A 25,873-nucleotide genomic window follows, 5' to 3' on the forward strand; every position below is an offset into this window, starting at 1 on the left:
TCGCGCCCCTCACGAGCCCTGCGGCTGGCGGGCCGCCGCCGTCGACAGACGTGGGCCCGTCGGGAGGAACTTGGACCAGGGTGCCGGGATCGGGGCCGGTTTCACCCCGGCGTAGCCGAGGCGGGTCTGGGCGAGTTTGGCCTCCTGCTGGAGCTGTTCCCGCTCCTTGGCCGTGGTGCCGATGCCTGCGTCGTCGGTGGCGCTGTCGTCGTTGGACTGGAGGGCGTAGCGCAGGCCGGTGTCGGTGACCAGGAAGACGGGGCCCGCGTCGGTCTCGGTGCCCTTGAACTGGCGGTAGAGCTGGCCGGAGCCGGGGGTGACGTAGGCGCTGGAGGAGCCGGTGGCCAGGGTGGCGGGGAAGTCGGTGCCCGCCCAGGTGCTCAGGGTGGTGGTTCCGCTGCCGCCGTCCACGTCCTCCAGGATGTTGCAGACCGTATTGCGGCTGCCGTCCGCGATACCGGCCTCGTTCACGGCCACCGGTTTCAGGCTCGGCCACTTCTTGTCCGATGCGAACGCCGTCGCGCTGGGAGCGAAGGCGCCCGCGCTGACGTCGAGTGCCGTGCTTGCCTGGCCGAGGCCGACGAGGTCCTTGCTGTTGAGGAGCAGCTGGGCGGTGAAGTCGGAGACGGGTGCGACCTTGCCCGCCTCGACGAGGTAGTACTGCTGGCGCGCGCCGTTGGGCGCCCTCAGGACCATACCGACCTTGTTCGCGGCGTCGGTCAGGGTGCCGGAGACCCCGGCAGGGGAGCCGATCTGCCCGTCGACCTTCGGGAAGGTGATGGGGTCACCCGGATGGAGGGTCTCCAGCCAGTCCTGGGAGACCCGCTGAGGTTCCCGGCCCGAGCCGACGAGGGTGCGCAGCAGCAGTTCGTCGTTCTTGTCGACCTCGTACGCGGAGCCCTTGGAGTCGACGATGTAACGGGTGTCGTCCGGGGTGGTGACGTAGAGAAGCTCGCCGCCGTGCAGCGGTTGGCGGGTGCCCTCGGTCTTCTTCATGTCGCGCTCGGCGAGGACGAATGCGGCTTTCTGGATGGAACTGCCGCTGCCGCTCGGACGTTCACACACCACCCAGCGCTTGTCCGCGCCGGCCTCCTTGTCGGAGGGCAGCCGGTCGGGGGCGTAGGGGATGCCGATGGTGACGCCGTGCGGGATCTTGCCGTTGTCGAGGATGGATTCGTCGACGGTGACGACATCGACGGCGCCTTGACTGTCGTCGAGGACGAGTTTGGCAGAGGCCATGTTGAGGACGGGGTGGAGCTGGATCTTCTTGTCCGTCTTGAGGACGACGTACCGGGTGGTGGACTTGCTGGCGATGATCACTTTCTTGCCGGGGTCGTCCCAGCCCTGCGGCGCCGTGGGTTTGAACATGCCCCACGCGCCGAACACGGCCATGACCACGACGGCGACGATCATGCCGGGCAGTACGGCGCGCAGCGGCCGGGGAGCGCTCTCGTCCGAGGCGTCCGGTGCCGACTGCACGAAGGATGCGAGCATACGGCGCTTCGCGAAGGTGTAGGCGTTGAGCTGATCCCGCCGTGATGCCATCTGTGCCCGTCTCTCCCCGTACTTCGCGTGGACGGCGCCGGGGACGTCGCTTTCTCCGGCCCTCTGTTGTCGGACGCTGCCCCTACTATGCCTGGTACGAGGGCCGTCCTGTGGAACGGGTAGGGTACCTGGGCCCTCAAGAGGCTTGTGAAATGGCCTGGTTCCAGCGAGTTGTGAGCAAATCGGGGGGATGGAGTGATGGTTTCCGGAGCACGGTTGCGCTCCCGTGACCGGTCCGGGGCGCAAGGAGACCCCGCCCCGCGTCCGGCGGGACCGGGTCAGCCACCCGGTGCGGCCGGTACGGCGCCCCGGCCGGCCCCGCTCAGCCTGAAATCCCGTCCGGGGCAAGCGGGTTCGTTCCGTCTGCAACGGATCGTCCTGGTGGAGCTGGCGGCGGCCGTGCTGCTCGTCGGCTGGGTCGTGGGTCCGATCGCACTGGTGGCGGCCGCGGTCGTCGCCGCGGTGCTGGTACTGCTTGCCTTCGTACGGCGGCGGGGCCGCTCACTGCCCGAATGGCTGGCCACCGCACAGGCGTTGCGGGTGCGGCAGCGCCGGGCGGCCGTTACTCGGGTACCGCCGGGCACGGAACCCGGCCTCGTCCCGGCCGTGGAGTGCGAGCCGAATCTGCGGACCTGCTCCTACGGCGCCCGGGACCGGCGTCCGGTCGGCATCGTCGGAGACGGCACGTTCGTCACCACGGTGCTCCAGGTGGAGGCCGACGCAACCGCGCTGCGGGCCGAGCGCAGCCGTCAGCCGCTGCCGCTCGCCCTGGTACGGGACGCGCTCGAAGTGGACGGGATCCGGCTGGAGTCGGCGCAGATGGTGCTGCACACCCAGCCCGCGCCCGCGCTGCATCTGCCCCAGCAGTCGGTGGCCGTCTCCAACTACGCGCCGCTTCAGGAGCAGACGGGCGCTCCGGCAGTACGCATCACCTGGATCGCGCTGAAGCTGGACCCGGAGCTGTGTCCCGAGGCCGTAGCGGCGCGGGGCGGCGGTCTGACCGGTGCGCAGAAGTGTGTCGCGCGTGCGGCTGACCATCTTGCGAGCCGGCTGACGGGCGCCGGGTTCCGGGCGACCGTGCTCGACGAGGAGGAGCTGGTGGCTGCCCTGGCTACCTCCGCGTGCGCCAACCCGCTGGTGACGGCGGAGGCCGGACGGACCGAGGCACGGGAGCGGCGGACGGAGGAGTCGGGCCGCAACTGGCGCTGCGACAACCGCAGGCACACCACCTACTGGGTGCGCCGCTGGCCCCGACTGGGCGGTGGTGACGAGCCGTCGCTGCCGCAGTTGGTCGCCCTCGTCACCGCTGTGCCCGCACTCGCTACCACCTTCAGTCTCACCATCGCGCGCGGCGAGCGGCAGGAGCTGTCGCTGTGCGGGCACCTGCGGGTGACCGGGCGCGGCGACGACGAACTGGTCGCAGCACGCCATGCGTTGGAGGCCGCCGCCCGTGAGGCGGGCGCCGGGCTCAACCGACTCGACCGTGAACAGTTGCCCGGCATGCTCGCCACACTGCCTCTGGGAGGTGCCCGATGATCGTCCCCACGGCGCGTGAGCGGCTGCGCGGCGGCTTCGGCCTCATCGGTCCGCGCCACGGGCGTCATACGTTGCCCGCGGAACAACTGGACACGCTGGCGCTGCCCATCGGAGACGACGGGGTCGTGGCCGGGGTGGACACCGAGGGACAGCCCGCCGTACTGGGGCTCAACCGGCCCACGCCGTACGACGTCGTCCTCATCGGGGGTCTGTGGACCGCGCAGGTCCTCGCGCTGCGTGCTGCGGCGACCGGGGCGCGGGTGGCGGTGGAGACGGGGCGGCCGCAGGCCTGGATGCAGATGGTGCACGCGATGGGCGGCGGGCAGAACGGCCTGGCCGTGCACGAGGTGGGCCGGGTTCCGCCGCAGGGCGCTTCGGCGGGCAGTCCCGTGCTGGTGGTGCGCGACTGCGGTATGCGTCCGCCGCGCGGGCGTGTGGTGTCCGGGCCCTGGCAGTCGGTGCTGACGCTGCTGCCGTATCTGAGCCCGGTCGCACCCCGGCTGCTGCGCCAGGCCCGGCTCTCCGGTATACAGCGCGTCTCGCCGGACGAGGCTGCGGAGTTGGGGCGCACCATGGCGCTGTCCCGGGCCGAGGTGGAGTCGCTGCCCGCGCTCCCCGACGGCGTCACCCTGTGGTGTGCGGACCGCGACCGGCAGTATGTGATGACACAGCCCACCGACGCCGAGACCGGATTGTTGGGTACGCCACGCCGGATGGACTGACGGTCCGGGCACGGACTGCTGTTCGGCGTGGTGTGTGTGGTTTACGGGGCCCGGGCTGGGGCCCCTTGTCCTGCCTTGTCCGGCTCCGTCGGGCGGGTGGTGCTGCCGGGCGGCCGGACAGTGCGTCAACTCCGGGCCCCGTGCGTTCTGCTGGGCCGGTGCGGAGGGGCGGACGGACCTGCCTCGGCGGGGCTTGTGGTGATTAGGCTGGGAGAGGGCGCCACACGAGAACCCGTGGACCGGACGTCGGCGCTCCGGGGGAACCGTCGGACGGACGGCCTCGAACGACCCAGGACGACGAGAACTGGTCGCCCCGGCGCGGTATCGGGATGCCGCGGCCGTACGCGACCGCACCAGGAGGAACTGTGAACAGCGATCGGGACGGGATCCGCGGGGGCTGGGCCACGCCCGGCGACGACCAGCCCGACGCGGAGTCCGGCATCGAGGTGACGGGCGAGTTCACCATCGACTACGCGCCACCGGCCTGGTACACGCAGAACGCTGCGGGTGCGTCGGGTACTTCGGGGGCTTCGGGCGTGGCGGGGGCTTCGGCCGCGTCCGGGGACGGCTCGGCGCAACCCGGTCCGCCGCCCTCGCCGCCGGTCGGGTCTCCTGGTCCGGTGCCCAGTCTGCCGCCCGCCTGGACTGCGCAGCCGACTCCTGCCGCACCTCCGGTCCCTCCGGCCCCTCCCGTCGCTCCTGCGGCTCCGGCTGTGCCTCCGGCCGAGGAGGACGAGAGGGAGGGCGACCTCGTCAGCGGGGCGACCCTGCGGATCTCGTCAGTCGCACTTAAGCGGCAGATCGCGGAGCGTGCGGAGGCTGCCGAGTCCGGGGCCGGGTCCGGGGCCGGGTCCGAGGGGGGTACGGCAGCCGAGGGCGGGGATTCCGTGGGGGCGGAGGAGCCTGCGGGGTCCGAGTCCGGTGCGTCCGGTGCGTCCGAGGCAGTTGCGGGCGCGGCGGCCGAGGCCGGTGATCAGGCTGCTGCTGCCGCTCCGGCCGCGGAGACCCCGGGTGACGACGAGGAGGCGGCGGCAGAGGCGGGAGACGCCGCCGACCGAGGGCCCGGTGACGGTGACGCGGACGAGGTGGCCGACCCGGCAGTGGACGCGCCGGGCGACGACGACGTGCCGTCCGGTGAGAGCACGAACGCGGACACGGACGTCCCCTCGGACGCCGAGGACACCTCGGGCACCGACGACGGTGACGCCGTAGCCGCCCAGGACGCCCCCGCGCAGGCCGCGCCCGAGGGCGACGCCGTAGCCGTCGCTGACGTCGTGCCACCCGCACCCGTACCTCCCGTGCCCGCCGTGCCGCCCGTCCCCCAGGACGCCCCGCTCGCCTGGACGCCGCCGCCCGCGCCGCAGAGCGGTGTGCCTCCGCTGCCGCCCTCCTACCAGCCCGCCGCGCCCGCACCGGCGGCGCAGTGGCCCGCCCAGCCGCAGGCGCCGCAGGCCGACCCGGCCGCCGCCGCGCAGGGGCAGCCGCCCGCACACACGCAGCTGCCGCCCTTCCCGCCGTTCCCCCAGCAGCCCCAGCAGCCCCAGCAGCAGCCCCCGTTCCAGCCGCAGGCGCCGCAGCCCGCCCCCGCCGCCTGGAACCAGCCGCCCGCCCCGCAGCCCCCGCAGCAGTCCGGCTACGCCTACCCGCACCCCGGTGTTCCTGGCCCGGCCGGGCCCCAGCCACCGGCTCCGCAGCCTCCGCACACCCCCAGCGCCTACGCCTTCCCCCAGCAGGGCGGATACGGCTTCCCGCCGCCGCCCGCGCCCACCCCGCCGATGCCCGACGCCCAGGGGGGCTACGGCTTCCCCCCGCAGACCGCCGCCCCCGCACCCGCCCCTGCTCCCCCGGCACCGCAGCAGCCCCAACCGCAGCCGCAGGAACCAGCGGTAGCACCGGACCAGGACCAGAACCCGGACCAGGCACCCGCCCCGCAGAACCCCGCACAGGCCGCACAGCCCCCGCACCAGCCTCCGCAGCAGCCCCAACCGCCGCAACCCCCGCACCCGCAAGCCGACTCGGCGGCCACGCCGCCGCCTCCCGTCGACCCGCGTACCGGTACCGCCTGGCCGCAGCCCGTCCGGCACGATCCGCGACAGCCCGTCAGCCCCGGGGGCGCGCCGCTGGGTTACACGGCCGCCGTCGAGCTGTCCTCGGACCGGCTGCTCAACAACCGGAGGCAGAAGGCCAAGAGCGGGCGTCCCGCGGCCGCGGGCGGCCGGTTCAAGCTCGGTGGGAAGAAGGAGGAGGCCGAGCGGCAGCGCAAGCTGGAGCTGATCCGCACCCCGGTGCTGTCCTGCTACCGCATCGCCGTCATCAGTCTCAAGGGCGGCGTCGGCAAGACGACCACGACCACCGCGCTGGGCTCGACCCTCGCCACCGAGCGCCAGGACAAGATCCTCGCGATCGACGCCAACCCGGACGCCGGTACGCTCGGGCGCCGCGTCCGTCGTGAGACCGGTGCGACCATCCGTGACCTGGTGCAGGCAATTCCGTGGCTGCACTCCTACATGGACATCCGCCGGTTCACCTCGCAGGCGTCGTCCGGTCTGGAGATCATCGCCAACGACGTCGACCCCGCCGTGTCCACGACGTTCAACGACGAGGACTACCGGCGGGCGATCGATGTGCTCGGCAGGCAGTACCCGATCATCCTCACCGACTCCGGCACCGGTCTGCTCTACAGCGCCATGCGCGGTGTGCTCGACCTCGCCGACCAGCTGATCATCATCTCGACGCCCTCTGTGGACGGTGCGAGCAGCGCCAGTACGACCCTCGACTGGCTGTCGGCCCACGGGTACCAGGATCTGGTCGCGCGGTCCCTCACCGTCATCTCCGGGGTGCGCGAGACCGGCAAGACGGTCAAGGTCGAGGACATCGTGTCGCACTTCGAGACGCGGTGCCGCGGGGTGGTGGTCGTGCCCTTCGACGAGCACCTCTCCACCGGTGCGGAGGTCGACCTCGACATGATGCGGCCCAAGGTGAGGGAGGCGTACTTCACCCTCGCGGCGATGGTCGCCGAGGACTTCGTACGCCATCAGCAGTCCCAGGGGCTGTGGACCAACAACGGCAACCCGCCCCCGGTGATCGCCCCGCCCATGCCGGGCCAGCCCTACGCAGGCCAGCCGTACCCGGGCCAGCAGTACCCCGGCCAGCCGATGCCGGGCCAGGGCGTTCCCGGCCAGCCCGTTCCCCCGCAGCCGGGGCCGCCCGGACAGCCGTACCCCCCGCAGGCTCCCGGACAGCCGTACTTCCCGCAGCAGGGCCAGCCGCCCTACCCCCAGCAGTACCAGCCCCAGCCCCAGGCCCAACCCCAGGCTCAGCCGGGCACGCAGCCGTATCCGCCGCAACAGGCCCACCCCTACCCGCCCCAGCAGCAGCCCCCGCAGCCTCAGCCTCCGCAGCCGACCCCGCCGCAGCAGCCCCCGCAGGCGCCGCCGCAGCAGCCGTAGCCCCATCCCGGACCCACAACCGACCCCAGCCACCACAACCCGAAGGGCGGCCGGTGCTCATCGCACCGGCCGCCCTTCGGCACAGTCTCACCGTCCAGAGACGATCCAGAGTCGGCTACTACCGCTCCTCTTCCGCCGCCACCAGCTCCCGGCACCGCTTCACATCGCGGCCCATCTGCTCCAGCAGCCCCTCCAGCGACTCGAACTTCGCCTGTCCGCGCACGAACGCGAGGAAGTCGACGGCGACATGCAGGCCGTAGAGCTCCAGGCCGACGCGGTCGATGGCGTATGCCTCCACCGTCCGCTCCGTGCCGTCGAACTGCGGGTTCGTGCCGACGGAGATCGCGGCCGGCATGGCCTCGCCGTCCACCTGCAGATATCCGGCATACACACCGTCCGCCGGGATCGCTGTGTGCGGGAGGGTCTCGACGTTGGCCGTCGGGAAGCCGAGTTCACGGCCGCGCTGGGCGCCGCGGACGACCACGCCCTCCACCCGGTGCGGACGGCCCAGGATCTCCCGGGCGCCCTCGACATCGCCCTCGGCGACCAGGCGTCGGATGAGGGTCGAGGAGAACGGCTCGCCGCCGCCCGCCGCGCCGGTCAGATACAGGTCCACGACCTCGACCTCGAAGTCGTAGGTCCGCCCCTGCTCGGTCAGGAACGCCACATTCCCCGCGGCCTTGTGGCCGAAGCGGAAGTTCGGGCCTTCGACGACGGCCTTGGCGTGCAGCTTGTCGACCAGCACCTTGGCCACGAAGTCGCCCGGGGAGAGCTTCGAGAACTCGGTGGTGAACGGCAGGACGAGCGACGCGTCCACGCCGAGGTCCGCCATCAGCTCCGCGCGGCGATGGTGCGGGGCGAGCAGCGGCGGGTGGCTGCCGGGGCGCACGACCTCGCTGGGGTGCGGGTCGAAGGTGACGACGACGGAGGGCACGCCCAGCTCGCGGGCCCGGTCCACGGCGTGGCTGATGATCAGCTGGTGGCCACGGTGGACTCCGTCGTACGAGCCGATGGTGACGACGCTGCGCCCCCAGTCCTGGGGGATGTCCTCCAAGCCACGCCAGCGTTGCACTGTGACCGCTCCTCGAACCCGTGTCCGTCTCACACGAAACGTTGCCTGTTACGCAGCTCTAAGGGTGCCATGCCGGGTCGGCAGTGCTCGCATCGGCATGGTCGCTGTGATCCGGAGCACGTGCCGGGCGGGCCGATGCGCGGGCTGGTGCACCGGCCGGTGGGCAGGTTCATGCAGCGGTGCGCAGCTGGTCGAGGAGGGCGAGTGCGGCACGGTACAGGGCGGGGTCGGCCGGGTCGGCAGGGTCGGCCGGATCAGTGGCGTCAGTGAGCAGGGCCAGGGCGGCGTGGCGCAGCAGGTCGCGGTCGGTGCCGGTGCGTACGTGCGGCGCGGCCAGCCGTCCGTATGTCGCCGCGGCGGCCCGGTGTGCCGGGTCCTTGCCGCGGGCCCAGCGGTCGACGGCCCGGCAGACGGCGGACGGCTCCTCCTCTGCCAGGGCGGCCAGCAGTTCGGCCGCGTGGGGCCGGTGCGCGCTCTCGGCCAGTGTCTCGACGAGGTCGTCCAGGGCCCGGTGCCGATGGGTGTGCAGCAGGGCCTGCGCGGCGGCGGCCACGGTCGCGCGCGGCAGGGCGGGCAGCGGCCGCTCGTCGTCGAACCAGCGCACCAGGTGCGGCTGTACGGCGACGGGGTCGGCGGCGAGGAGTTGGGCGGTCGCGTGGAGATACCGGGGGCCGGCAGCAGGCGCCTCGTCGGATACGACCAGACGGCCCAGCAGCTCGACGCGCTCGCCGTACGGCAGCCGCAGCCCCGTCCAGAACGGCGGGCCGAACTCCCCGGGCACGGGCCGCCGTTCACGCCGTAGGACGGCAATCCGGTCGGCGAGATCGCGCAGCACCCCGGCATACGGCACCGCGTCGGACACCTCTGCCAGCGCGTGCGCGAGCAGCGGCCCCGCCCACCAGGAACCGGGGTCCGCCTCCCACCCCCGGAGCACCACCGCCAGCCACCCGCTCAGGAACACGGCGCCGTGTCTGTCGGCGAGGTGCAGCAGGGCCTGAGCCACGGGACTGACGGGACCGAGGCTGCCGGAGAGCAGGACGCCCGCGCCTCGTACGGATCGAGCCGCGCGGTCCGGAGCCAATCGGCGAGGTGCCCGGCAGACGGCCCTGACACACCGGAGGTCTCCCACACCCCGGCAAGATTGAGATCGGCGCCGTACGACGCAACGGTGACCGCATTGCGGGCGAGCAGGGCGAAGAGCGGGGCTGCGAGCGGGGCGTCGTCCGCCCCAGCCCGAGGCGCGCCCACAGCGCCGCTGACCGCCCCGGGAGCCAGCAGCCGTACCGCCAGCCCCGTCCCCCGGTCGCCGCCGGGGCGCAGGGACGTGCCGAGGACACCGAGGACCGCGCCCGTCTCCGCGTCGAGGACCGGGCCGCCCGCCGCTCCGGCGCCGGGGCGCAGGGCGTCGCGGCCGGTCGTGCCGATCGCCAGTTCCAGCGCGTCGCCGAGGTGATGGCGTCGCCCCCCGGCCGTCGTGTACGTCACCGGTGTCACCCCGAGCACCCGCGCCTCGCGCCAGCCGCAGGCGGCGAGGCGGACATAGGTACCCGGCTCGACGCGCGGCCGGACCGTCACCGGAAGGGGGTCGGCGTCGAGGCCGTCGGTGCGGATCAGGGCGAGGGCCAGGGCGGGCAGGGGGGTCACCGCGCCGGCGGTGTCGACCTCGAAGGTGCGGCCTGTCGCCGTCTCCAGCACCAGCCTGGCCGGGCCGTCTACGGCTTCGTGGCTGGTGACGACGGTGCCGTGGTGATCGGCGACGAATCCTGTGCCGCGCTGCCGACCCGCCGTGTCACGGATCAGGACCAGCGCGCGGCCCAAACGGTTCGGCTGGTCCGCACGGTTCCGCTCCCCCGGCACGCCGTCCCGCAGCCCCCGTCCCCCCATGGCGAACCTCCCGCCGTGCTCCACGCTTCACCGCGCATCCGTGACCACGCACCTCGTGACCTCGACGTTAGGCGCCCAAAGATCGGCGGGGCAGTTCGCGCACTGAACGCGCCCCCCTCTGCTCCCCCCGTTCACTCCGAGCGCCTGGCCACTCGGGTGAATAGGTGCGGGCGGTTGGATACACCCTAGGGGTGGGGGAACCGAGGGGGGACCGTGGAGCGGCGGACGGCGAAACCCCGTGTCCGCCGCTCCACGGGCAGGCCCAGCAGACCTCGGCGGACCCCAGCGGAGCCCGGCGGAGGACCCCAGCAGAGGACCTCAACAGCCCCCGCAGCCTCAGCGGCCCCCACCCCCACAGCCCCAGCAGCCCCCAGCAGCCCCCAGCAGCCCTCCGCAGGCCAGACAGGGCCCCGGGCAAGGCCCGGGGGGAGCCCCGGGTCAGCCGAACACGGCCAGGCTCTTGGCCTTCCCCTTCTGCTCCTCCACGAGCGCCAGGAAGGTGCCCTCCGGGCCGAAGACGGCGACGGTACCGGCGCCCGCGTACTCCTCGGGCATCTCCAGCCGTACGCCGTTGGAGAGCAGCCGGGCGCGTCGGGTGTCCACGTCCCAGCGGGGGAACGCGGCGGCGGCGGCCTCGGCGATCGGCATGATCGCCAGCTCCTGCTGGAGCTGGTCGAGGGTGCGGGCCGCATCCAGTTTGTACGGGCCCACGCGGGTGCGGCGCAGGGCGGTGAGATGGCCGCCGACGCCCAGATCGGCGCCCAGGTCGCGGGCGAGCGCGCGGATGTAGGTGCCGGACGAGCAGACCACGGAGACGACGAGGTCGAGCACGGGGGTGCCGTCCTCGGCTTCGGCGGGCCGGACGTCGTAGACGGTGAAGGAGGAGATGGTGACGGGCCGGGCGGGGATCTCGAAGTCCTCGCCCTCGCGGGCCCGTTTGTACGACCGCACGCCGTCGATCTTGATGGCGCTGACCTTGGACGGCACCTGCATGATGTCGCCGGTCAGCTTGGCGATCCCGGCGTCGACGGCCTCGCGGGTGATCCCGGAGGCGTCGGCGGACGACGTGATCTCACCCTCGGCGTCGTCGGTGACGGTGGTCTGGCCGAGGCGGACGGTACCCAGGTACTCCTTCTCGGTGAGCGCCAGGTGTCCGAGCAGCTTGGTGGCCTTCTCGACACCGAGGACGAGGACACCGGTCGCCATCGGGTCGAGGGTGCCGGCGTGCCCGATACGGCGGGTGCGGGCGATGCCGCGCATCTTGGCGACCACGTCGTGCGAGGTGAAGCCCGACGGCTTGTCCACGATGACCAGGCCGTCGGGCGGGGTGGGCTTCTGGATCATTCGGCGGCGTCGTCCTCGTCGTCACCGGGCTTCCGGTACGGGTCCGCTTCGCCCGCGTAGCTGGCGCCCGCCGAGACCTCGCGCACCTTCTCGTCGGAGGCGCGTGCCTTGTCGAGGAGGTCCTCGATGGTCCGGGCGGTATCGGGCAGGGCGTCGGCCACAAAGGTGAGCGTCGGTGTGAACTTCACACCGGCCGCCGCGCCGACGGCGCTGCGGAGCACGCCCTTGGCGCTCTCCAGCCCGGCCGCCGCGGCCTTGCGCTCCTCTTCGTCGCCGTACACGGTGTAGAAGACGGTCGCCTCCCGGAGGTCCCCGGTGACCCGGGTGTCCGTGATGGTGACGTGCGAGCCGAGCCGCGGGTCCTTGATCCCACGCTGCAGCTTCTGGGCCACCACCTCTCGGATGAGGTCCGCCAGCCTCTTGGCCCGCGCGTTGTCGGCCACTGGTCGTCTCCCGTTCTTTCTTGTTCTGCCTTGTTCTGCATGTTTCTGTTTGCGTCGCAATCGGCTTGCGTCGCAATCGGCTTGCGTCGCGGCCGACTTGCTTCGCGGTCGACTTGCTTCGCGGTCGGCTTGTGTCGCGTACGGCGCGTTCCGTGCGCCTGCTGCGATCCCCGGCGTCAGTCGTCGTGTTCCCCGTGGAGGCGCCGCCGCACGGACAGCAGTTCCACTTCGGGGCGCCCGGCGACCAGCCGCTCGCACCGGTCGAGCACCTCGGTCAGATGCCCGGCATCGCCGGAGACCATCGCCAGGCCGATGACGGCCCTGCGATGGAGGTCCATGTGATCGACCTCCGCCGCGCTCACCGCGAACTTCCGCTGGAGCTCGGCCACGATCGGTCGGACTAGGGAGCGCTTCTCCTTCAGCGACCGGACGTCGCCGAGCAGGAGATCGAAGGACAGAGTCCCCACATACATGGATGGTCCGGATGACCCGCCGGTACGGGATCGATGAGTCCGCCGAGCGACCGCCGGGTGGTCGTGCGAGCGGACCGATCAGGTGATCGGCCGACCGCACGACCGGGCGATCGGCAGGAACATCAGAACCGTACAACGAACGGCCGGGGCCGATCGACGGAAATTTGCTCTCCGCCGACCGGCCCCGGACCGGAGCGACCGTGCCGGAAGCCCGGCGCCTAGACGCGCGGCTTCTCGCGCATCTCGTACGTCGCGATGACGTCGTCGACCTTGATGTCGTTGAAGTTTCCGAGGTTGATACCACCCTCGTAGCCTTCGCGGATCTCGGTGACGTCGTCCTTGAAGCGACGCAGACCCTCGATGTTGAGGTTCTCCGCGACCACCTTGCCGTCGCGGATGAGGCGCGCCTTGGTGTTGCGCCTGACCTCGCCGGAGCGGATGAGCACACCCGCGATGTTGCCCAGCTTGGACGACTTGAAGACCTCGCGGATCTCCGCCGTACCGAGCTCGACCTCTTCGAACTCCGGCTTGAGCATGCCCTTGAGGGCCGCCTCGATCTCCTCGATCGCCTGGTAGATGACCGAGTAGTAGCGGACGTCCACACCCTCGCGCTCGGCCATCTGCGCGGCACGGCCGGCCGCGCGGACGTTGAAGCCGATCACGATGGCGTCGGAGCCCATCGCCAGGTCGATGTCCGACTCCGTGACCGCACCGACACCGCGGTGCAGGACGCGGATGTCGACCTCTTCGCCGACGTCCAGCTGGAGCAGGGAGGACTCGAGGGCCTCGACGGAACCGGAAGCGTCACCCTTGATGATCAGGTTCAGCTGCTGGACCTCGCCGGCCTTCAGCACCTTGTCCAGGTCCTCCAGCGACACACGGCGCGTGCGCTTGGCGAACGCGGCGTTGCGCTCGCGGGCGGCGCGCTTCTCCGCGATCTGGCGGGCCGTACGGTCCTCCTCGACCACGAGGAAGTTGTCGCCCGCGCCCGGGACGTTGGTCAGGCCGAGGACCTGGACCGGCGTCGACGGGCCCGCTTCGGCGACGTTGTTGCCGCTGTCGTCGAGCATGGCGCGGACCCGGCCGTAGGCGTCGCCCACGACCATGGTGTCGCCGACCCGCAGCGTGCCTCGCTGGACGAGGACCGTCGCCACGGCACCGCGGCCGCGGTCGAGACGGGACTCGATCGAGATGCCCTGCGCGTCCTGCTCCGGGTTGGCCCGCAGGTCGAGCGAGGCGTCGGCCGTGAGGATCACGGCCTCCAGCAGCGAGTCGATGTACAGACCCTGCTTGGCGGAGATGTCGACGAACATCGTGTCGCCGCCGTACTCCTCGGCCACCAGCCCGTACTCGGTCAGCTGGCCGCGGACCTTGGTCGGGTCGGCGCCCTCGACATCGATCTTGTTGACCGCGACCACGATCGGCACGTCGGCCGCCTTGGCGTGGTTGAGCGCCTCGACCGTCTGCGGCATGACGCCGTCGTTGGCCGCGACGACCAGGATCGCGATGTCGGTCGACTTCGCACCGCGGGCACGCATGGCGGTGAACGCCTCGTGACCCGGGGTGTCGATGAAGGTGATCTTGCGCTCTTCGTCGTTGACGTCGATCGCGACCTGGTAGGCACCGATGTGCTGGGTGATGCCGCCGGCCTCGCCCGCGATGACGTTCGTCTTGCGGATGGCGTCGAGCAGGCGGGTCTTGCCGTGGTCGACGTGACCCATGACGGTCACCACCGGCGGGCGGACGACCAGGTCGTCCTCGCCGCCCTCGTCCTCGCCGAACTCGATGTCGAAGGACTCGAGCAGCTCGCGGTCCTCCTCCTCGGGGCTGACGATCTGGACCTTGTAGTTCATCTCCTCGGCGAGGAGGTGCAGGGTCTCGTCGGAGACGGACTGGGTCGCGGTGACCATCTCGCCGAGGTTCATCATGACCGCGACGAGCGACGCCGGGTTGGCGTTGATCTTCTCCGCGAAGTCGGTGAGCGACGCGCCACGGGAGAGACGGATGGCCTCACCGTTGCCGCGCGGCAGCATCACGCCGCCGACGCTCGGGGCCTGCATGGCCTCGTACTCCTGGCGACGCTGCCGCTTCGACTTGCGGCCACGCCGGGCCGGACCGCCGGGACGACCGAAGGCGCCCTGCGTGCCACCACGGCCACCGGGACCGCCGGGACGGCCGCCGAAGCCGGGACGGCCCGCGCCGCCACCGCCGAAGCCGCCGCCACCACCGGCGCCGGGGCCACCGCCGCCGGGACGACCGGCGAAGCCGCCGCCGCCACCGGGACGACCGGCACCGCCGCCGCCACCGGGACGACCGGCGAAGCCGCCGCCACCGGGACGACCGGCACCGCCGCCACCGCCGGGACGGCCCGCACCGCCCGGACCGCGGCCACCGCCGGGGCCGGGACGCGGACCGGCAGCGGGACGCTGCGGCATCATGCCGGGGTTCGGACGCGGACCCGCGGGACCGCCGCCGGGACGCGGACCGCCCTGCGGACGGGGCATGCCCGCCGGCGAGGGACGGGAACCGCCGGGCGCCTGGGGACGCGGACCGCCGCCCTGGGCGCCGGGCGCCTGCGGACGGGGACCGCCGCCGGGCGCACCGGGGCCGCCGGGGCGCTGCCCCTGCGGACGGGGCGCCTGGGGACGCGCCATACCGGCGTTGCCGCCGGAGGTGAAGGGGTTGTTGCCCGGACGCGGACCGGCCGGACGGGCACCCGGACGGGCACCCTGACCACCGGGGCGCTGGCCGCGCTGGTCCGGACGGTCGGAACGCTCGGGACGACCCGACTGACCCTGGCCGGAACCGCCCGGACGACCACCGGGCTTGGGGCCGGGACGCGCACCGGGGCGCGGACCCGAGGGGCCCGAGGGTGCGGACGGTGCCTGCGCCGCCGGGGCCGGCGGAGCGGTGAACTCCGGGGCGGCCGGGGCCGGACGCGGGGCGGGCTTGGGACCCGGCACCGGGCGCGGCGCGGAGGCCGCGGGAGCCGGGGTGACGGGGGCCGGAGCCGCGGGGGCCGCGGGCTGCGGGGCCACCGGAGGCCTGGGGGCGGCCGGCTTGGGAGCAGCCGGACGTGCCGCCTGCGCCGGAGAGGGCGCGGCGGGCCTGGGGGCGGCCTTCCTGGGCGCGGGACGGCCGGCGGACCTGCCGTTGCCGCTGCCCGCCTGGAAGGCGTCAGTCAGCTTGCGTACTACGGGCGCCTCGATCGTCGAGGACGCCGAACGGACGAATTCACCGAGTTCCTGGAGCTTGGCCATCACGACCTTGCTCTCCACACCGAACTCCTTGGCGAGTTCGTAGACCCGGACCTTAGCCACTTCGCTCCTTTGAGGTCCGGGTTGCGGCCGGACCGTCGCTAGTTCATGGGCGTACTCATCGCGTACTCATCGAGTGCTCATCGCAATCTCGACCTGCTTTCGACTCGCGAGGTACCAGGCCGCACGGGGGCTTCCGTACGGCGCTGTGTTACTTACCGTGTCGCCTGTTCGGCAACTGTCATCTGCTCGACGTGCCGGCGCAACGCCTTTGTGTCGAGCGTCCCCGGGGCGCGCAACGCCCGTGTGAACGCCCGGCGGCGTATCGCCTGGTCGAGACAGACCAGGGCGGGGTGCACATAGGCACCCCGGCCGGGCAGCGTACCGCGAGGATCGGGGACACACTCGTCCCCGCTCATCACGATGCGCAGCAGCTCCGTCTTGGCCGCCCGCTCCCGGCACCCCACACAGGTGCGTTCAGGGCATACTCCGGTCGCCGTCCGGCCAGACACTCTTAAGTCTACCTCCCCGCGGCGACCTCACCCTTTTGGGTAAGGTCTCGAATACTTTGCCGCGTTATAACTGACGGGATCCGGACCCCCGCAGGCCGAGATCTACTCCCCGGCCCCGCTGTCCGGCCTATTCCCCGGTCTGCTCCCCGGCCTGCTCGGTGTCCGGGCGGATGTCGATGCGCCAGCCGGTCAGCCGGGCGGCGAGGCGGGCGTTCTGGCCCTCCTTGCCGATCGCCAGCGAGAGCTGGTAGTCCGGCACCGTCACCCGCGCGGAGCGGGCGGCGAGGTCGACGACCTCCACCTTGGAGACCCTGGCGGGCGAGAGCGCGTTCGCCACCATCTCGGCCGGGTCGTCCGACCAGTCGACGATGTCGATCTTCTCGCCGTTCAGCTCGCCCATCACATTGCGCACCCGGCCGCCCATCGGGCCGATGCAGGCCCCCTTGGCGTTCAGGCCCGAGCGGGTGGACCGTACGGCGATCTTGGTGCGGTGGCCGGCCTCGCGGGCGATGGCGGCGATCTCGACGGACCCGTCGGCGATCTCCGGCACCTCCAGCGCGAACAGCTTCTTCACCAGGTTCGGGTGGGTGCGCGAGAGCGTGACCGAGGGGCCGCGTACGCCCTTCGCCACCCGCACCACGTACGAGCGCAGCCGCAGCCCGTGCGGGTACGTCTCGCCGGGGACCTGCTCCTGCACCGGCAGGATGGCCTCGATCTTGCCGATGTCGACCAGCACGTTCTTGGGGTCGCGGCCCTGCTGCACCACGCCGGTGACGATGTCGCCCTCGCGGCCCGCGTACTCGCCGAGCGTCGCGTCGTCCTCAGCGTCGCGCAGCCGCTGGAGGATCACCTGCTTGGCGGTGGTCGCGGCGATACGGCCGAAGCCGGACGGCGTGTCGTCGAACTCGCGCGACTCCTGGCCCTCCTCCAGGTCCTCCGGGTCCTCCTTCGCCCACACGGTCACATGCCCGGTCGACCGGTTGAGCTCCACGCGCGCGTGACGGCGGCTTCCCTCGGTGCGGTGGTAGGCGATGAGGAGGGCCGACTCGATCGCCTCGACCAGCAGGTCGAAGGAGATCTCCTTCTCCCGAACCAAGCCCCGCAGGGCACTCATGTCGATGTCCACGGCTACGCCTCCTCTTCCTCACTTGTCCTTGCGGTTGAACTCGACCTGCACGCGCGCCCTGGCGATGTCCGCGAAGGCGAGTCTGCGCGCGGTCGGCTTACGGCCCTTGACGCCGGGCACCTCGAGATCGAGGCCCTCGTCGTCGGCCTCCAGGATCCTGGCGACCAGTTCGCCGCCGTCCTTCAGACGGAACTCGGCGAGGCGGCCCTCGGCGCGCACGTAGTGGTGGTGCTCCGTCAGCGGGCGTTCGGCGCCCGGGGTGCCGACCTCCAGCTCGTACTCGCTGTCACCCATCACATCCGTCTCGTCGAGCTTCGCCGAGAGCAGACGGCTCACATCGGCGATCAGGTCCAGATCGGGACCGGTCTCGGAGTCGACGACGACACGCAGGCTGCGCATGCGCCCGACGGAGTCCACGGTGATCTCTTCGAGATCGAGGCCCTGGGAGGTGACGAGCGGTTCCAGTAGTTCCCGCAGCCTCTCGCTCTGGGTGGTGCTCATCCGGGTGACTCCTCGGCCGCGTGTGCTGTTGTGGGATGGGTCGCGTGTCTGGTCAAAGGGTATCGGAGCCCGGGGGGTGTTGCCGTCCACCTGTGTACGGGCGCTGCCGGTGGCCGGTGCGGGGCACGCGCGCGGGTACCGTGATCACGGGCGTGTACGCCCCTCCCCTCTGTTTGCCGTACGAGCTGCCCCGAGGACGTCCCCGTGTCCCTCCCCCTTCCGTCGCGCACCTCCCCAGGGCCGCGCAGAAGAACCCTGCTCGCATCCGCCGCGGGCTCCCTCGCCGCCGTGGGCGCCGTGGGCGTCTCGGGCTGCTCCCGGCGGCCCGCGGACGCCGATTCCGGGAGCGCGGGCAGCCCCTCGGTGGCCGACCGCACGCGCGCGCGTGCGGCACGCGACAGCCTGGGGCTGCTGGGGCGCTACGACGCCGTCATCGCCGCCCATCCGCAACTGGCGGCGCGGCTGCGGCCGCTGCGGGCGGAGGTGGCCCGGCAGGTGACGGCGTTCGGCGGCGACGCCGCGAAGGCCACGGCGACGGTGTCGCCCTCCGCGAGTGCCGTCGGCGCGAGCAGCGCGCCGACGGGCACGGCCGACAGTGCGAGCACCGCGCCGGAGAGCACGGGCGGCAGCGGGAGTGCTCCGCCGGAGAGCGCCAAGGACGCGCTTTCCGGGCTGACCGCCGCCGAGAAGGAGCTCTCGGCACGGCGCACGGACGCTCTGACGGAGGTGCCCGGTGAACTGGCCCGGCTGCTCGCCTCTGTGGCGGCGGCCGGAGCGGTGCATGTGTTCCTGCTGACGGAGGGCGGCCGATGAGCGGGACGGACACGGCGAAGGCGCGGCGGCTCACGGCGGTCCAGGCGGCGCTGGCGGCCGAGCACGCCGTCGTCTACGGCTACGGTGTGGTCGGCGGCCGGATCAGTGAGCAACGGCGCTCCGAGGCACATGCGGCGTACGACGCGCACCGGGCCCGCCGGGATGCGCTGGGGCGCGAAGTACGCGACCTGGGCGGACGACCGGTGGCCGCGGACGCCGCGTACTCCCTGCCGTTCCCGGTGCCGGACTCGGCCGCCGCGGTACGGCTGGCCGCCGAGCTGGAAGAACGGGTGGCCGCGGTCTACTCGGACCTGGTGCGGGCCACCGAGGGCGCACGGCGCCGCGACGCGGCCGGTGCGCTGCGGGAGGCGGCGGTACGTGCGGTGCGGTGGAGCGGCGAGAGCGTAGCCTTCCCTGGTCTCGCCGAACGGGCCGCGCCGACCACGCAGGCCTCGCCGAGCGCATCGGCCTCGCCGACGGCGTGACAGCCACGGGTGGCCCACGGCACGACCGGCTCACGCAGCCGCATCACGCCCACAGGCCGACCGGCCCACGTGCCCACGTGCCGAAGAGAACAGGAAGGAAACGACTCGCGCATGGCTTTCGAACCGCCCCCGCGTCTGGTGCGGGCGCTCGGCGAGACGGCACCGCAGGGTGACGACTGGCTGGAGAAGCTGCCGGAGACGGCCCGTCAGGCCGTCGCGCTACGCGAGTTGACCGTCGAGCGGATCCAGGTGCCCGGCGGGCGCAGCAGCCTGGTGGTGCTGGTGCGGCGGCCGGACGGTACCCCGGCGGTGCTGAAGCTGATCCCGCGCCGGTCCCGCCCGGAGAGCGAGCGGGCGGCGCTGGCGCACTGGGGCGGGCTGGGCGCCGTACGTCTGCTGGAACCCTCCGGCACAGAGGGGGTGCTGCTCCTTGAGCGCCTGCACCCCGATGTGTCGGTGCGGTCGCTGCCCGAGCGGCGGGCCCTGCTGGAAGCGGCGGACACCCTGCGCCGGCTGTGGGTGGAGCCGCCCTCGGACCACGACTTCGAGACCGTCGCCGACCGCACGGGACGGCAGGCGGCGGCGATGCGGGCGAGTGCGGAGGCCGACCCCGAGGTGGCGCCGCTCGTCGAGGAGGCCCTCGCGGCCCGTGCCGAGTTGCTGGTCGCCCCGCCCGAACACCGGCTGCTGCACGGCACGTTCCGGCAGAGCAAGGTGCTGGCCGGGGACCGGATGCCCTGGCTGGCGGTGGGTCCGGACCCGGTGGTCGGCGAGTGCGCCTTCGATCTGGCGCGGCTGGTACGGGACCGGGTGGAGGACCTGATCGCCACGTCCTCCGGCTCCGTCACCACCCGCCGCCGTATCCGTCGGCTCGCGGAGTCCCTGGAGGTCGACCAGGCGCGTCTGCGTGGCTGGACGCTGTTCCGGGCGGTGGAATCAGGCGTGCGGGCTCGCAGGGTGGGGCGGCCTCGGGACAGTGAGCTTCTGCTGGAGTTCGCGAGCTGGCTGTGACGGGGGCGGCCCCCGGCCCCGGGTCGGGCCCGGTGAGCGCCGGTTCCCTGCCGGGCGGGGCGTAACCCGCAGCCCGGTGCGTGGCTCGGGCCGGGGGCGTCGCACAGCCCGGTGCTGTTCCCGTGCCGGGGTAGGGGCGGGGGCCGGGGTTGCGCAGCCCGGCGCCGGCGGGGTGCCGCCCGCGCCCACCCGTGCCGCCCCAGCGGCACGACTGCCCGCGGTTGGCGGGGCCGCACGGTGCGCGCGGCTTGGCGAAGGCGACCGACCGCGGCTGGGCGGAGGCGACTGCCCGCGGCTGGGCGGCGGCGACCGACCGCAGCTCGGCGGAGGCGACTGCCCGCGGCTGGGCGGCGGCGACCGACCGCAGCTCGGCGGAGGCGACTGCCCGCGGCTGGGCGGCGGCGACCGACCGCAGCTCGGCGGAGGCGACTGCCCGCGGCTGGGCGGCGGCGACCGACCGCAGCTCGGCGGAGGCGACCGACCGCGGCTGGGCGGAGGCGACCGACCGCGGCTCGGCGGGGGCGACCGACCGCGGCTTGGCGGGGGCCCGGGGCATCCGTCAAGCCGCGGGGGGGGGCGGGGGGCCCGGGGTCGGTTACGGGTGGGTCAGGCGGGTGATGGCCTCTGCCACTGTCAGTTCCTCGCGTTCGCCCGTCTTGCGGTCCTTCAGTTCCAGGACGCCCTCTGCCGCGCGGCGGCCGGCGACCAGGATCTGGGGGACGCCGATGAGTTCGGAGTCCGTGAACTTCACGCCCGGGGAGACGCCCGCGCGGTCGTCGACCAGGACGCGCAGGCCGGCCTCGGCCAGCTTGGCGGAGACCTCCAGGGCCAGCTCGGTCTGGAGCGCCTTGCCCGCCGCCACCACATGGACGTCGGCCGGGGCGACCTCCTGGGGCCAGCACAGGCCCTGCTCGTCCGCGGTCTGTTCGGCGAGGGCGGCGACGGCGCGGGAGACGCCGATGCCGTAGGAGCCCATCGTGACGCGGACCGGCTTGCCGTTCTGGCCGAGGACGTCGAGCTTGAGGGCGTCGGCGTACTTGCGGCCCAGCTGGAAGATGTGGCCGATCTCGATGGCGCGGTCCAGCTCGATGCCGGTGCCGCACTTCGGGCAGGGGTCGCCGTCCTGGACGACCACCACGTCGACGTACTCGTCGACCTCGAAGTCCCGGCCCGCGACTACGTTCTTGGCGTGCAGGTCGGGCTTGTTGGCACCGGTGATCCAGGCGGTGCCGGGCGCCACCCGCGGGTCGGCGAGGTACTTGACCTTGGCCAGGCCCTGCGGGCCTACATAGCCGCGCACCAGGTCGTCGCGGCCCGCGAAGTCCTCGGCGACGACCAGCTCGACGACGGCCGGGGCGAAGTGCGCCTCGACCTTGTCCATGTCGACCTCGCGGTCGCCCGGTACGCCCACGGCGACGATCTCGCCGTCTACCTTGACCAGCAGGTTCTTCAGCGTGGCGGACGCCGGGACGCCGAGGTGCGCGGCGAGGGTCTCGATGGTCGGGGTGTCCGGGGTGGGGATCTCCTCGAGCGCGGGCACGGCGGAGCCGTCGACCGGCTTCAACTCGTACGTCATCGCCTCGGTGTTCGCCGCGAAGTCGCAGTTCGGGCAGTCGGCGAAGGTGTCCTCGCCGGCCTGGGCCGGGGCGAGGAACTCCTCGGACTTGGAGCCGCCCATGGCACCCGCCGTCGCGGCGCAGATGCGGTAGTCGAGGCCGAGCCGCTCGAAGATCCGCCGGTACGCCTCGCGGTGCAGGGCGTAGGACTCGGAGAGGCCCTCGTCGGAGAGGTCGAAGGAGTACGAGTCCTTCATCAGGAACTCACGGCCGCGCAGGATGCCGGCGCGGGGGCGGGCCTCGTCGCGGAACTTGGTCTGGATCTGGTAGAGGATCACCGGCAGGTCCTTGTAGGAGGACGCCTGGTCCTTCACCAGCAGGGTGAAGATCTCCTCGTGGGTGGGGCCGAGGAGGTAGTCGCCGCCCCTGCGGTCCTTGAGGCGGAACAGTTCCTGCCCGTACTCGTCCCAACGGCCGGTCGCCTCGTAGGGCTCCCTCGGCAGCAGCGCGGGCAGCAGCACCTCCTGGCCGCCCATCGCGTCCATCTCCTCGCGGACGATCCGCTCCACGTTGGCGAGCACCTTCTTGCCCAGCGGCAGCCAACTCCAGATGCCGGCGGCGGTGCGGCGCACATAACCCGCCCGGACGAGCAGCTTGTGGCTGAGGACCTCGGCGTCGGCCGGGTCGTCGCGCAACGTCTTGGCCATCAACTGGGACATGCGCTGGACCTGTGCGTTCGCCATGGTTCTCGTACTCCTGCCGCGGAAGGGTTGTGCCTTGGAGGTTAGCCCGGTGGCCACCGCGGCCGGAAATCCGTTTCGCGCCTTAGAGCTCCGAACAAAATGGGAGTCCGATCAGCTCGCGGCGTCTGGTGCGTGCGATCGCAAGGCGCCGGAAGGTTCTCGTAGCGGAGCTACTAGGGCCTTCCGGCAACGCGGCGAGCGTGCGTGCCAGACGCCGCGAGCCGGGCGCCCATTTTGTTCGGAGCTCTTAGCACCGCAGCAGCGGCAGGGGCGCGCCCATCACGGCGTACGGCTTCGGGGCGCTGGGGAAGAGAACCTGGCGGGCCAGGTCCTGGTAGCCGAGGGAGCGGTACAGGCCGCGGGCCGGGCTCTCGATGTCGATCGCGGAGAGGATCGAGCGGGGCTGCACGGCGCTGTCGGTGATCGCCGTGATCAGGGCGCGGCCGATGCCCCGGTTCTGGTGGAGCGGATGGACGTGCAGCTCGGTGATCACGAAGGAGTCGTCGAGCCATCCGTCGGTGCCACGGGCGCGCAGATACGGTTCGACGACGGTGGACCACCAGTGCATACGGTCGTTGGGCATGCCGTAGACGAATCCGACGAGGGTGTCCCCGACGGTGGCGCCGAGCGCGCGCGCACCCGGCGAGGTCATGTGACGCAGGACGATCTGCCGTCGTACGGCCACTTCGTCGGCGCCCAGCCCGAAGGCGACTGCCTGCACGGCCAGTGCCTCATCCACGTGGGCGGACAGGTCGAGGGGGCCGATAACGGGGTCCATGGCCGGAGCCTACAGGCGGGTCTCGGCGGTGTGCGGCGGGCGGGTGCGCTGTGCTATACGGCGGGCGGGGCTGCGGGGAACGGGGGTCGGAGAGCGAGGCTCAGAACAGGACGCTCATGAACTCGCCGACCTCCTGGAAGCCGACCCGGAGATAGGTCCGCCGGGCCGCCGTGTTGTAGTCGTTGACGTAGAGGCTGACGACGGGCGAGACATCGGCGAGGGCATAGCGCAGGACGGCGGCCATGCCGGGGGCGGCGTAGCCCTGGCCGCGGTACTCGGGGGCCACCCACACGCCCTGGATCTGGCAGGCCAGCGGGGTGGCCGCGCCGATCTCAGCCTTGAAGACGACCTTGCCGTGCTCGTCGAGGCGGGCGAACGAGCGGCCGGAGCCGACGAGTTCGGCGACCCGGGCCTGATAGAGGAGGCCGCCGTCCCCGGCCAGCGGGGAGATGCCGACCTCCTCGGTGAACATGGCCACGCACGCCGGCATGATCGTCTCCATCTCGTCCTTGCGGATGCGTCGGACGTAGGGATCCGGAGTGATGCCGCCGGGCAGATGGTCGGCGGTCATGAGCGGCTGGTGGGCGCGGACCTCGCGGGCCGGGCCCCAGTGCGGTTCGAGCAGCCGCCACAGTTGGGCGGTGGGTGCGGACGGGCCGACGATGGAGGAGCAGCGGCGACCGGCCCGGCGGGCGCGGTCGGCGAAGGCACGTACGGCGCGCGGGGTGGCGCAGATCGGGACGAGGTTGGCGCCCGCGTAGCACAGGGAGGTGAGCATGCCGTCCTCGTACCAGCCCCACATCTCGCCGCCGAGCCGCCAGGGGTCGAGCCCGGCGACCTGGATCCGGGCCGCGACGAAGGCGTTCATGACCGGCTCACGGTCGAGGACAGCGAGCGCGGCGTCAAGATCGCTCGGTTCGAGCACGCGGGAGGTGGTCTGCGTCAACACGTGTGCGGGGCCTCACCCTGGGCGGCTGCTGATCTCCGCACTGTACCCGCCGACGGTCCGGGGCGCCGCACCATGCGGCCACGGCCTGTGACGGCCGGGACGGTGCGGGTCGCCCGGGGCGGCCGTGACCAGGACCGCGGAGGGGGGAGGCCCCCCGGTGAGGGACGCCCGGGGCGGTCATGACCCGGGCTGCCGGGGAAAGGTCCCCCGGTGGGGATCGCCCGGGGCGGCCATGGCCGGGGCCGCGGGGAAAGGTCCACGCGGCCGGGCGGGCACACCCCGGGTCGGAGATCCGAGCGGTCCAGCGGTGCAGCGGTGCAGCGGTTCAGCCGGCGACGGTGCAGCGGTTCAGCCGGCGACGGTGCAGCGGTTCAGCCGGCGACGGTGCAGCGGTTCAGCGGTTCAGCCGGCGACGGTGACCTCGGGCTCGCCGGAGGCGGCGCCCTCGGCCTCCATCTGCTCGGCGAGCTTCATGGCCTCCTCGATCAGGGTCTCGACGATCTTCGACTCCGGGACGGTCTTGATGACCTCGCCCTTGACGAAGATCTGCCCCTTGCCGTTGCCGGAGGCCACACCCAGGTCGGCCTCCCGCGCCTCGCCGGGACCGTTGACCACACAGCCCATCACGGCCACCCGCAGCGGCACCTCCATGCCGGTCAGCCCCGCCGTGACCTCCTCCGCCAGCTTGTACACATCCACCTGCGCCCGCCCGCACGACGGACACGACACGATCTCCAGCCGACGGGGCCGAAGACCCAGCGACTCCAGGATCTGGTTGCCGACCTTGACCTCCTCCACCGGCGGCGCCGACAGCGAGACGCGGATGGTGTCACCGATCCCCCGCGACAGCAGCGCACCGAAGGCGACCGCGGACTTCACCGTGCCCTGGAACGCCGGACCCGCCTCCGTCACCCCCAGATGCAGCGGGTACTCGCACTGCGCCGCCAGCTGCCGGTAGGCCTCGATCATCACGACCGGGTCGTTGTGCTTCACCGAGATCTTGATGTCCCGGAAGTCGTGCTCCTCGAACAGCGACGCCTCCCACAGCGCCGACTCCACCAGCGCCTCCGGGGTGGCCTTGCCGTACTTCTGCAGCAGCCGACGGTCCAGCGAGCCCGCGTTCACCCCGATCCGGATCGGCGTGCCGTGGTCCTTCGCCGCCTTCGCGATCTCCCGGACCTGGTCGTCGAACTTCTTGATGTTGCCCGGGTTCACCCGCACCGCCGCGCACCCCGCCTCGATCGCGGCGAACACGTACTTCGGCTGGAAGTGGATGTCCGCGATCACCGGGATCTGCGACTTGGACGCGATCGCCGCAAGCGCGTCCGCGTCGTCCTGGGTGGGGCAGGCGACCCGCACGATCTGGCAGCCCGACGCGGTCAGTTCGGCGATCTGCTGAAGGGTGGAGCCGATGTCGGAGGTGCGGGTGGTGGTCATCGACTGCACCGACACCGGCGCGTCTCCGCCGACCGGCACGGACCCGACCTGGATCTGTCGGCTCTTCCGGCGCTCTGCGAGGGTGGTCGGAACGGACGGCATGCCGAGAGAAATCGCAGTCATCTGCTGTGCAACCCCAAGTCGTGGATCAAGGTCCGGTCCCGTGTAACGGCGGGCTCCAGGCTTCGAGATTACGGCACCGGCGGAGCACCGGGCACATCACACCGGCGGCTCGCA

The 25,873-nt window shown here is 72.5% G+C and carries 19 protein-coding genes and 1 pseudogene; 6 read left to right on the plus strand and 14 right to left on the minus strand.

All coding sequences use genetic code 11. The annotated features are described in order from the left end of the window. Positions 1-9: 9 nt before the first annotated feature. Positions 10-1,545: a type VII secretion protein EccB gene (gene eccB / locus ACSYGN_RS10875; protein WP_460394315.1), complete on the minus strand. Its 1,536-nt coding sequence runs from the start codon at positions 1,543-1,545 to the stop codon at positions 10-12. Positions 1,546-1,743: 198 nt separating this feature from the next. Between eccB and eccE the strand changes: the two genes are divergently transcribed. The 3 genes from eccE (at position 1,744) to ACSYGN_RS10890 (ending at position 7,252) form a co-directional block, all read left to right on the plus strand. After that, positions 1,744-3,081: a type VII secretion protein EccE gene (gene eccE, locus ACSYGN_RS10880; RefSeq protein WP_460394317.1), complete on the plus strand. Its 1,338-nt coding sequence runs from the start codon at positions 1,744-1,746 to the stop codon at positions 3,079-3,081. Continuing rightward, a complete protein-coding gene (locus ACSYGN_RS10885; RefSeq protein WP_460394319.1) occupies positions 3,078-3,803 on the plus strand; it encodes a hypothetical protein in 726 nt (241 codons plus the stop codon). Before eccE ends, ACSYGN_RS10885 begins: the two co-directional genes overlap by 4 nt. A 365-nt stretch (positions 3,804-4,168) precedes the next feature. After that, positions 4,169-7,252 carry an SCO5717 family growth-regulating ATPase gene (locus ACSYGN_RS10890; RefSeq protein ID WP_460394321.1) on the plus strand — a complete coding sequence of 1,028 codons (3,084 nt, stop codon included), beginning with the start codon at positions 4,169-4,171 and terminating at the stop codon, positions 7,250-7,252. Between the two features lie 118 nt (positions 7,253-7,370). Here the strand turns inward: ACSYGN_RS10890 and ACSYGN_RS10895 are convergent, their stop codons facing one another. From ACSYGN_RS10895 to rimP, 9 genes and pseudogenes are all read right to left on the minus strand, one after another. Beyond that, entirely contained in the window at positions 7,371-8,324 is a 954-nt protein-coding gene (locus tag ACSYGN_RS10895; protein ID WP_460394323.1) for a bifunctional riboflavin kinase/FAD synthetase, read from the minus strand. A gap of 193 nt (positions 8,325-8,517) precedes the next feature. Beyond that, positions 8,518-10,208, minus strand: a pseudogene (locus ACSYGN_RS10900) (trypsin-like peptidase domain-containing protein); the annotation flags it as partial. Positions 10,209-10,646: 438 nt separating this feature from the next. Continuing rightward, complete coding sequence (gene truB / locus ACSYGN_RS10905; protein WP_460394325.1) at positions 10,647-11,552, minus strand: tRNA pseudouridine(55) synthase TruB; 906 nt, start codon at positions 11,550-11,552, stop codon at positions 10,647-10,649. Beyond that, complete coding sequence (gene rbfA, locus ACSYGN_RS10910; protein WP_460394327.1) at positions 11,549-11,995, minus strand: 30S ribosome-binding factor RbfA; 447 nt, start codon at positions 11,993-11,995, stop codon at positions 11,549-11,551. The genes truB and rbfA overlap by 4 nt, the downstream gene beginning before the upstream one ends. A gap of 176 nt (positions 11,996-12,171) precedes the next feature. Next, a complete protein-coding gene (locus ACSYGN_RS10915; protein WP_460394329.1) occupies positions 12,172-12,468 on the minus strand; it encodes a DUF503 domain-containing protein in 297 nt (98 codons plus the stop codon). 218 nt (positions 12,469-12,686) lie between these two features. Then, entirely contained in the window at positions 12,687-15,788 is a 3,102-nt protein-coding gene (gene infB, locus ACSYGN_RS10920; RefSeq protein ID WP_460394331.1) for a translation initiation factor IF-2, read from the minus strand. 152 nt (positions 15,789-15,940) lie between these two features. Then, positions 15,941-16,237, minus strand: a complete 297-nt coding sequence (locus ACSYGN_RS10925) for a YlxR family protein (RefSeq protein WP_460394333.1) — start codon at positions 16,235-16,237, stop codon at positions 15,941-15,943. 127 nt (positions 16,238-16,364) lie between these two features. Next, positions 16,365-17,363, minus strand: coding sequence for a transcription termination factor NusA (gene nusA, locus ACSYGN_RS10930; RefSeq protein ID WP_460394335.1), 999 nt, complete (start codon positions 17,361-17,363; stop codon positions 16,365-16,367). A gap of 18 nt (positions 17,364-17,381) precedes the next feature. Further along, positions 17,382-17,864 carry a ribosome maturation factor RimP gene (rimP, locus tag ACSYGN_RS10935; protein ID WP_460394337.1) on the minus strand — a complete coding sequence of 161 codons (483 nt, stop codon included), beginning with the start codon at positions 17,862-17,864 and terminating at the stop codon, positions 17,382-17,384. A 204-nt stretch (positions 17,865-18,068) separates the two neighbouring features. Between rimP and ACSYGN_RS10940 the strand changes: the two genes are divergently transcribed. The 3 genes from ACSYGN_RS10940 (at position 18,069) to ACSYGN_RS10950 (ending at position 20,173) form a co-directional block, all read left to right on the plus strand. Then, complete coding sequence (locus tag ACSYGN_RS10940) at positions 18,069-18,677, plus strand: hypothetical protein (RefSeq protein ID WP_460394339.1); 609 nt, start codon at positions 18,069-18,071, stop codon at positions 18,675-18,677. Continuing rightward, positions 18,674-19,162: a ferritin-like domain-containing protein gene (locus ACSYGN_RS10945; protein WP_460394341.1), complete on the plus strand. Its 489-nt coding sequence runs from the start codon at positions 18,674-18,676 to the stop codon at positions 19,160-19,162. Before ACSYGN_RS10940 ends, ACSYGN_RS10945 begins: the two co-directional genes overlap by 4 nt. A gap of 111 nt (positions 19,163-19,273) precedes the next feature. Next, positions 19,274-20,173: an aminoglycoside phosphotransferase family protein gene (locus ACSYGN_RS10950; RefSeq protein ID WP_460394343.1), complete on the plus strand. Its 900-nt coding sequence runs from the start codon at positions 19,274-19,276 to the stop codon at positions 20,171-20,173. A 595-nt stretch (positions 20,174-20,768) separates the two neighbouring features. Here the strand turns inward: ACSYGN_RS10950 and ACSYGN_RS10955 are convergent. The 4 genes from ACSYGN_RS10955 to ispG all read right to left on the minus strand — a co-directional run bounded on the left by ACSYGN_RS10955 (position 20,769) and on the right by ispG (position 25,759). Beyond that, positions 20,769-22,472, minus strand: coding sequence for a proline--tRNA ligase (locus ACSYGN_RS10955; RefSeq protein ID WP_460394345.1), 1,704 nt, complete (start codon positions 22,470-22,472; stop codon positions 20,769-20,771). A 247-nt stretch (positions 22,473-22,719) separates the two neighbouring features. After that, positions 22,720-23,250 carry a GNAT family N-acetyltransferase gene (locus ACSYGN_RS10960; RefSeq protein WP_460394347.1) on the minus strand — a complete coding sequence of 177 codons (531 nt, stop codon included), beginning with the start codon at positions 23,248-23,250 and terminating at the stop codon, positions 22,720-22,722. Between the two features lie 100 nt (positions 23,251-23,350). Beyond that, positions 23,351-24,199: a GNAT family N-acetyltransferase gene (locus tag ACSYGN_RS10965; RefSeq protein WP_460394349.1), complete on the minus strand. Its 849-nt coding sequence runs from the start codon at positions 24,197-24,199 to the stop codon at positions 23,351-23,353. A gap of 402 nt (positions 24,200-24,601) precedes the next feature. After that, on the minus strand, positions 24,602-25,759 hold the full coding sequence (gene ispG, locus ACSYGN_RS10970; RefSeq protein ID WP_460394351.1) for a flavodoxin-dependent (E)-4-hydroxy-3-methylbut-2-enyl-diphosphate synthase: 1,158 nt from the start codon (positions 25,757-25,759) through the stop codon (positions 24,602-24,604). Between the last annotated feature and the right edge of the window lie 114 nt (positions 25,760-25,873).

This window comes from Streptomyces sp. YIM S03343 (assembly GCF_054729195.1).

Excerpts from the sequence above, each read along its gene's own strand:
- rimP (WP_460394337.1), bottom strand. The coding sequence starts at position 17,864 with ATGAGCACCACCCAGAGCGAGAGGCTGCGGGAACTACTGGAACCGCTC.
- ACSYGN_RS10885 (WP_460394319.1), top strand. The coding sequence starts at position 3,078 with ATGATCGTCCCCACGGCGCGTGAGCGGCTGCGCGGCGGCTTCGGCCTC.
- ACSYGN_RS10945 (WP_460394341.1), top strand. The coding sequence starts at position 18,674 with ATGAGCGGGACGGACACGGCGAAGGCGCGGCGGCTCACGGCGGTCCAG.
- ACSYGN_RS10915 (WP_460394329.1), bottom strand. The coding sequence starts at position 12,468 with ATGTATGTGGGGACTCTGTCCTTCGATCTCCTGCTCGGCGACGTCCGG.
- ACSYGN_RS10955 (WP_460394345.1), bottom strand. The coding sequence starts at position 22,472 with ATGGCGAACGCACAGGTCCAGCGCATGTCCCAGTTGATGGCCAAGACG.
- ispG (WP_460394351.1), bottom strand. The coding sequence starts at position 25,759 with ATGACTGCGATTTCTCTCGGCATGCCGTCCGTTCCGACCACCCTCGCA.
- eccB (WP_460394315.1), bottom strand. The coding sequence starts at position 1,545 with ATGGCATCACGGCGGGATCAGCTCAACGCCTACACCTTCGCGAAGCGC.
- ACSYGN_RS10950 (WP_460394343.1), top strand. The coding sequence starts at position 19,274 with ATGGCTTTCGAACCGCCCCCGCGTCTGGTGCGGGCGCTCGGCGAGACG.
- ACSYGN_RS10960 (WP_460394347.1), bottom strand. The coding sequence starts at position 23,250 with ATGGACCCCGTTATCGGCCCCCTCGACCTGTCCGCCCACGTGGATGAG.
- eccE (WP_460394317.1), top strand. The coding sequence starts at position 1,744 with ATGGTTTCCGGAGCACGGTTGCGCTCCCGTGACCGGTCCGGGGCGCAA.
- truB (WP_460394325.1), bottom strand. The coding sequence starts at position 11,552 with ATGATCCAGAAGCCCACCCCGCCCGACGGCCTGGTCATCGTGGACAAG.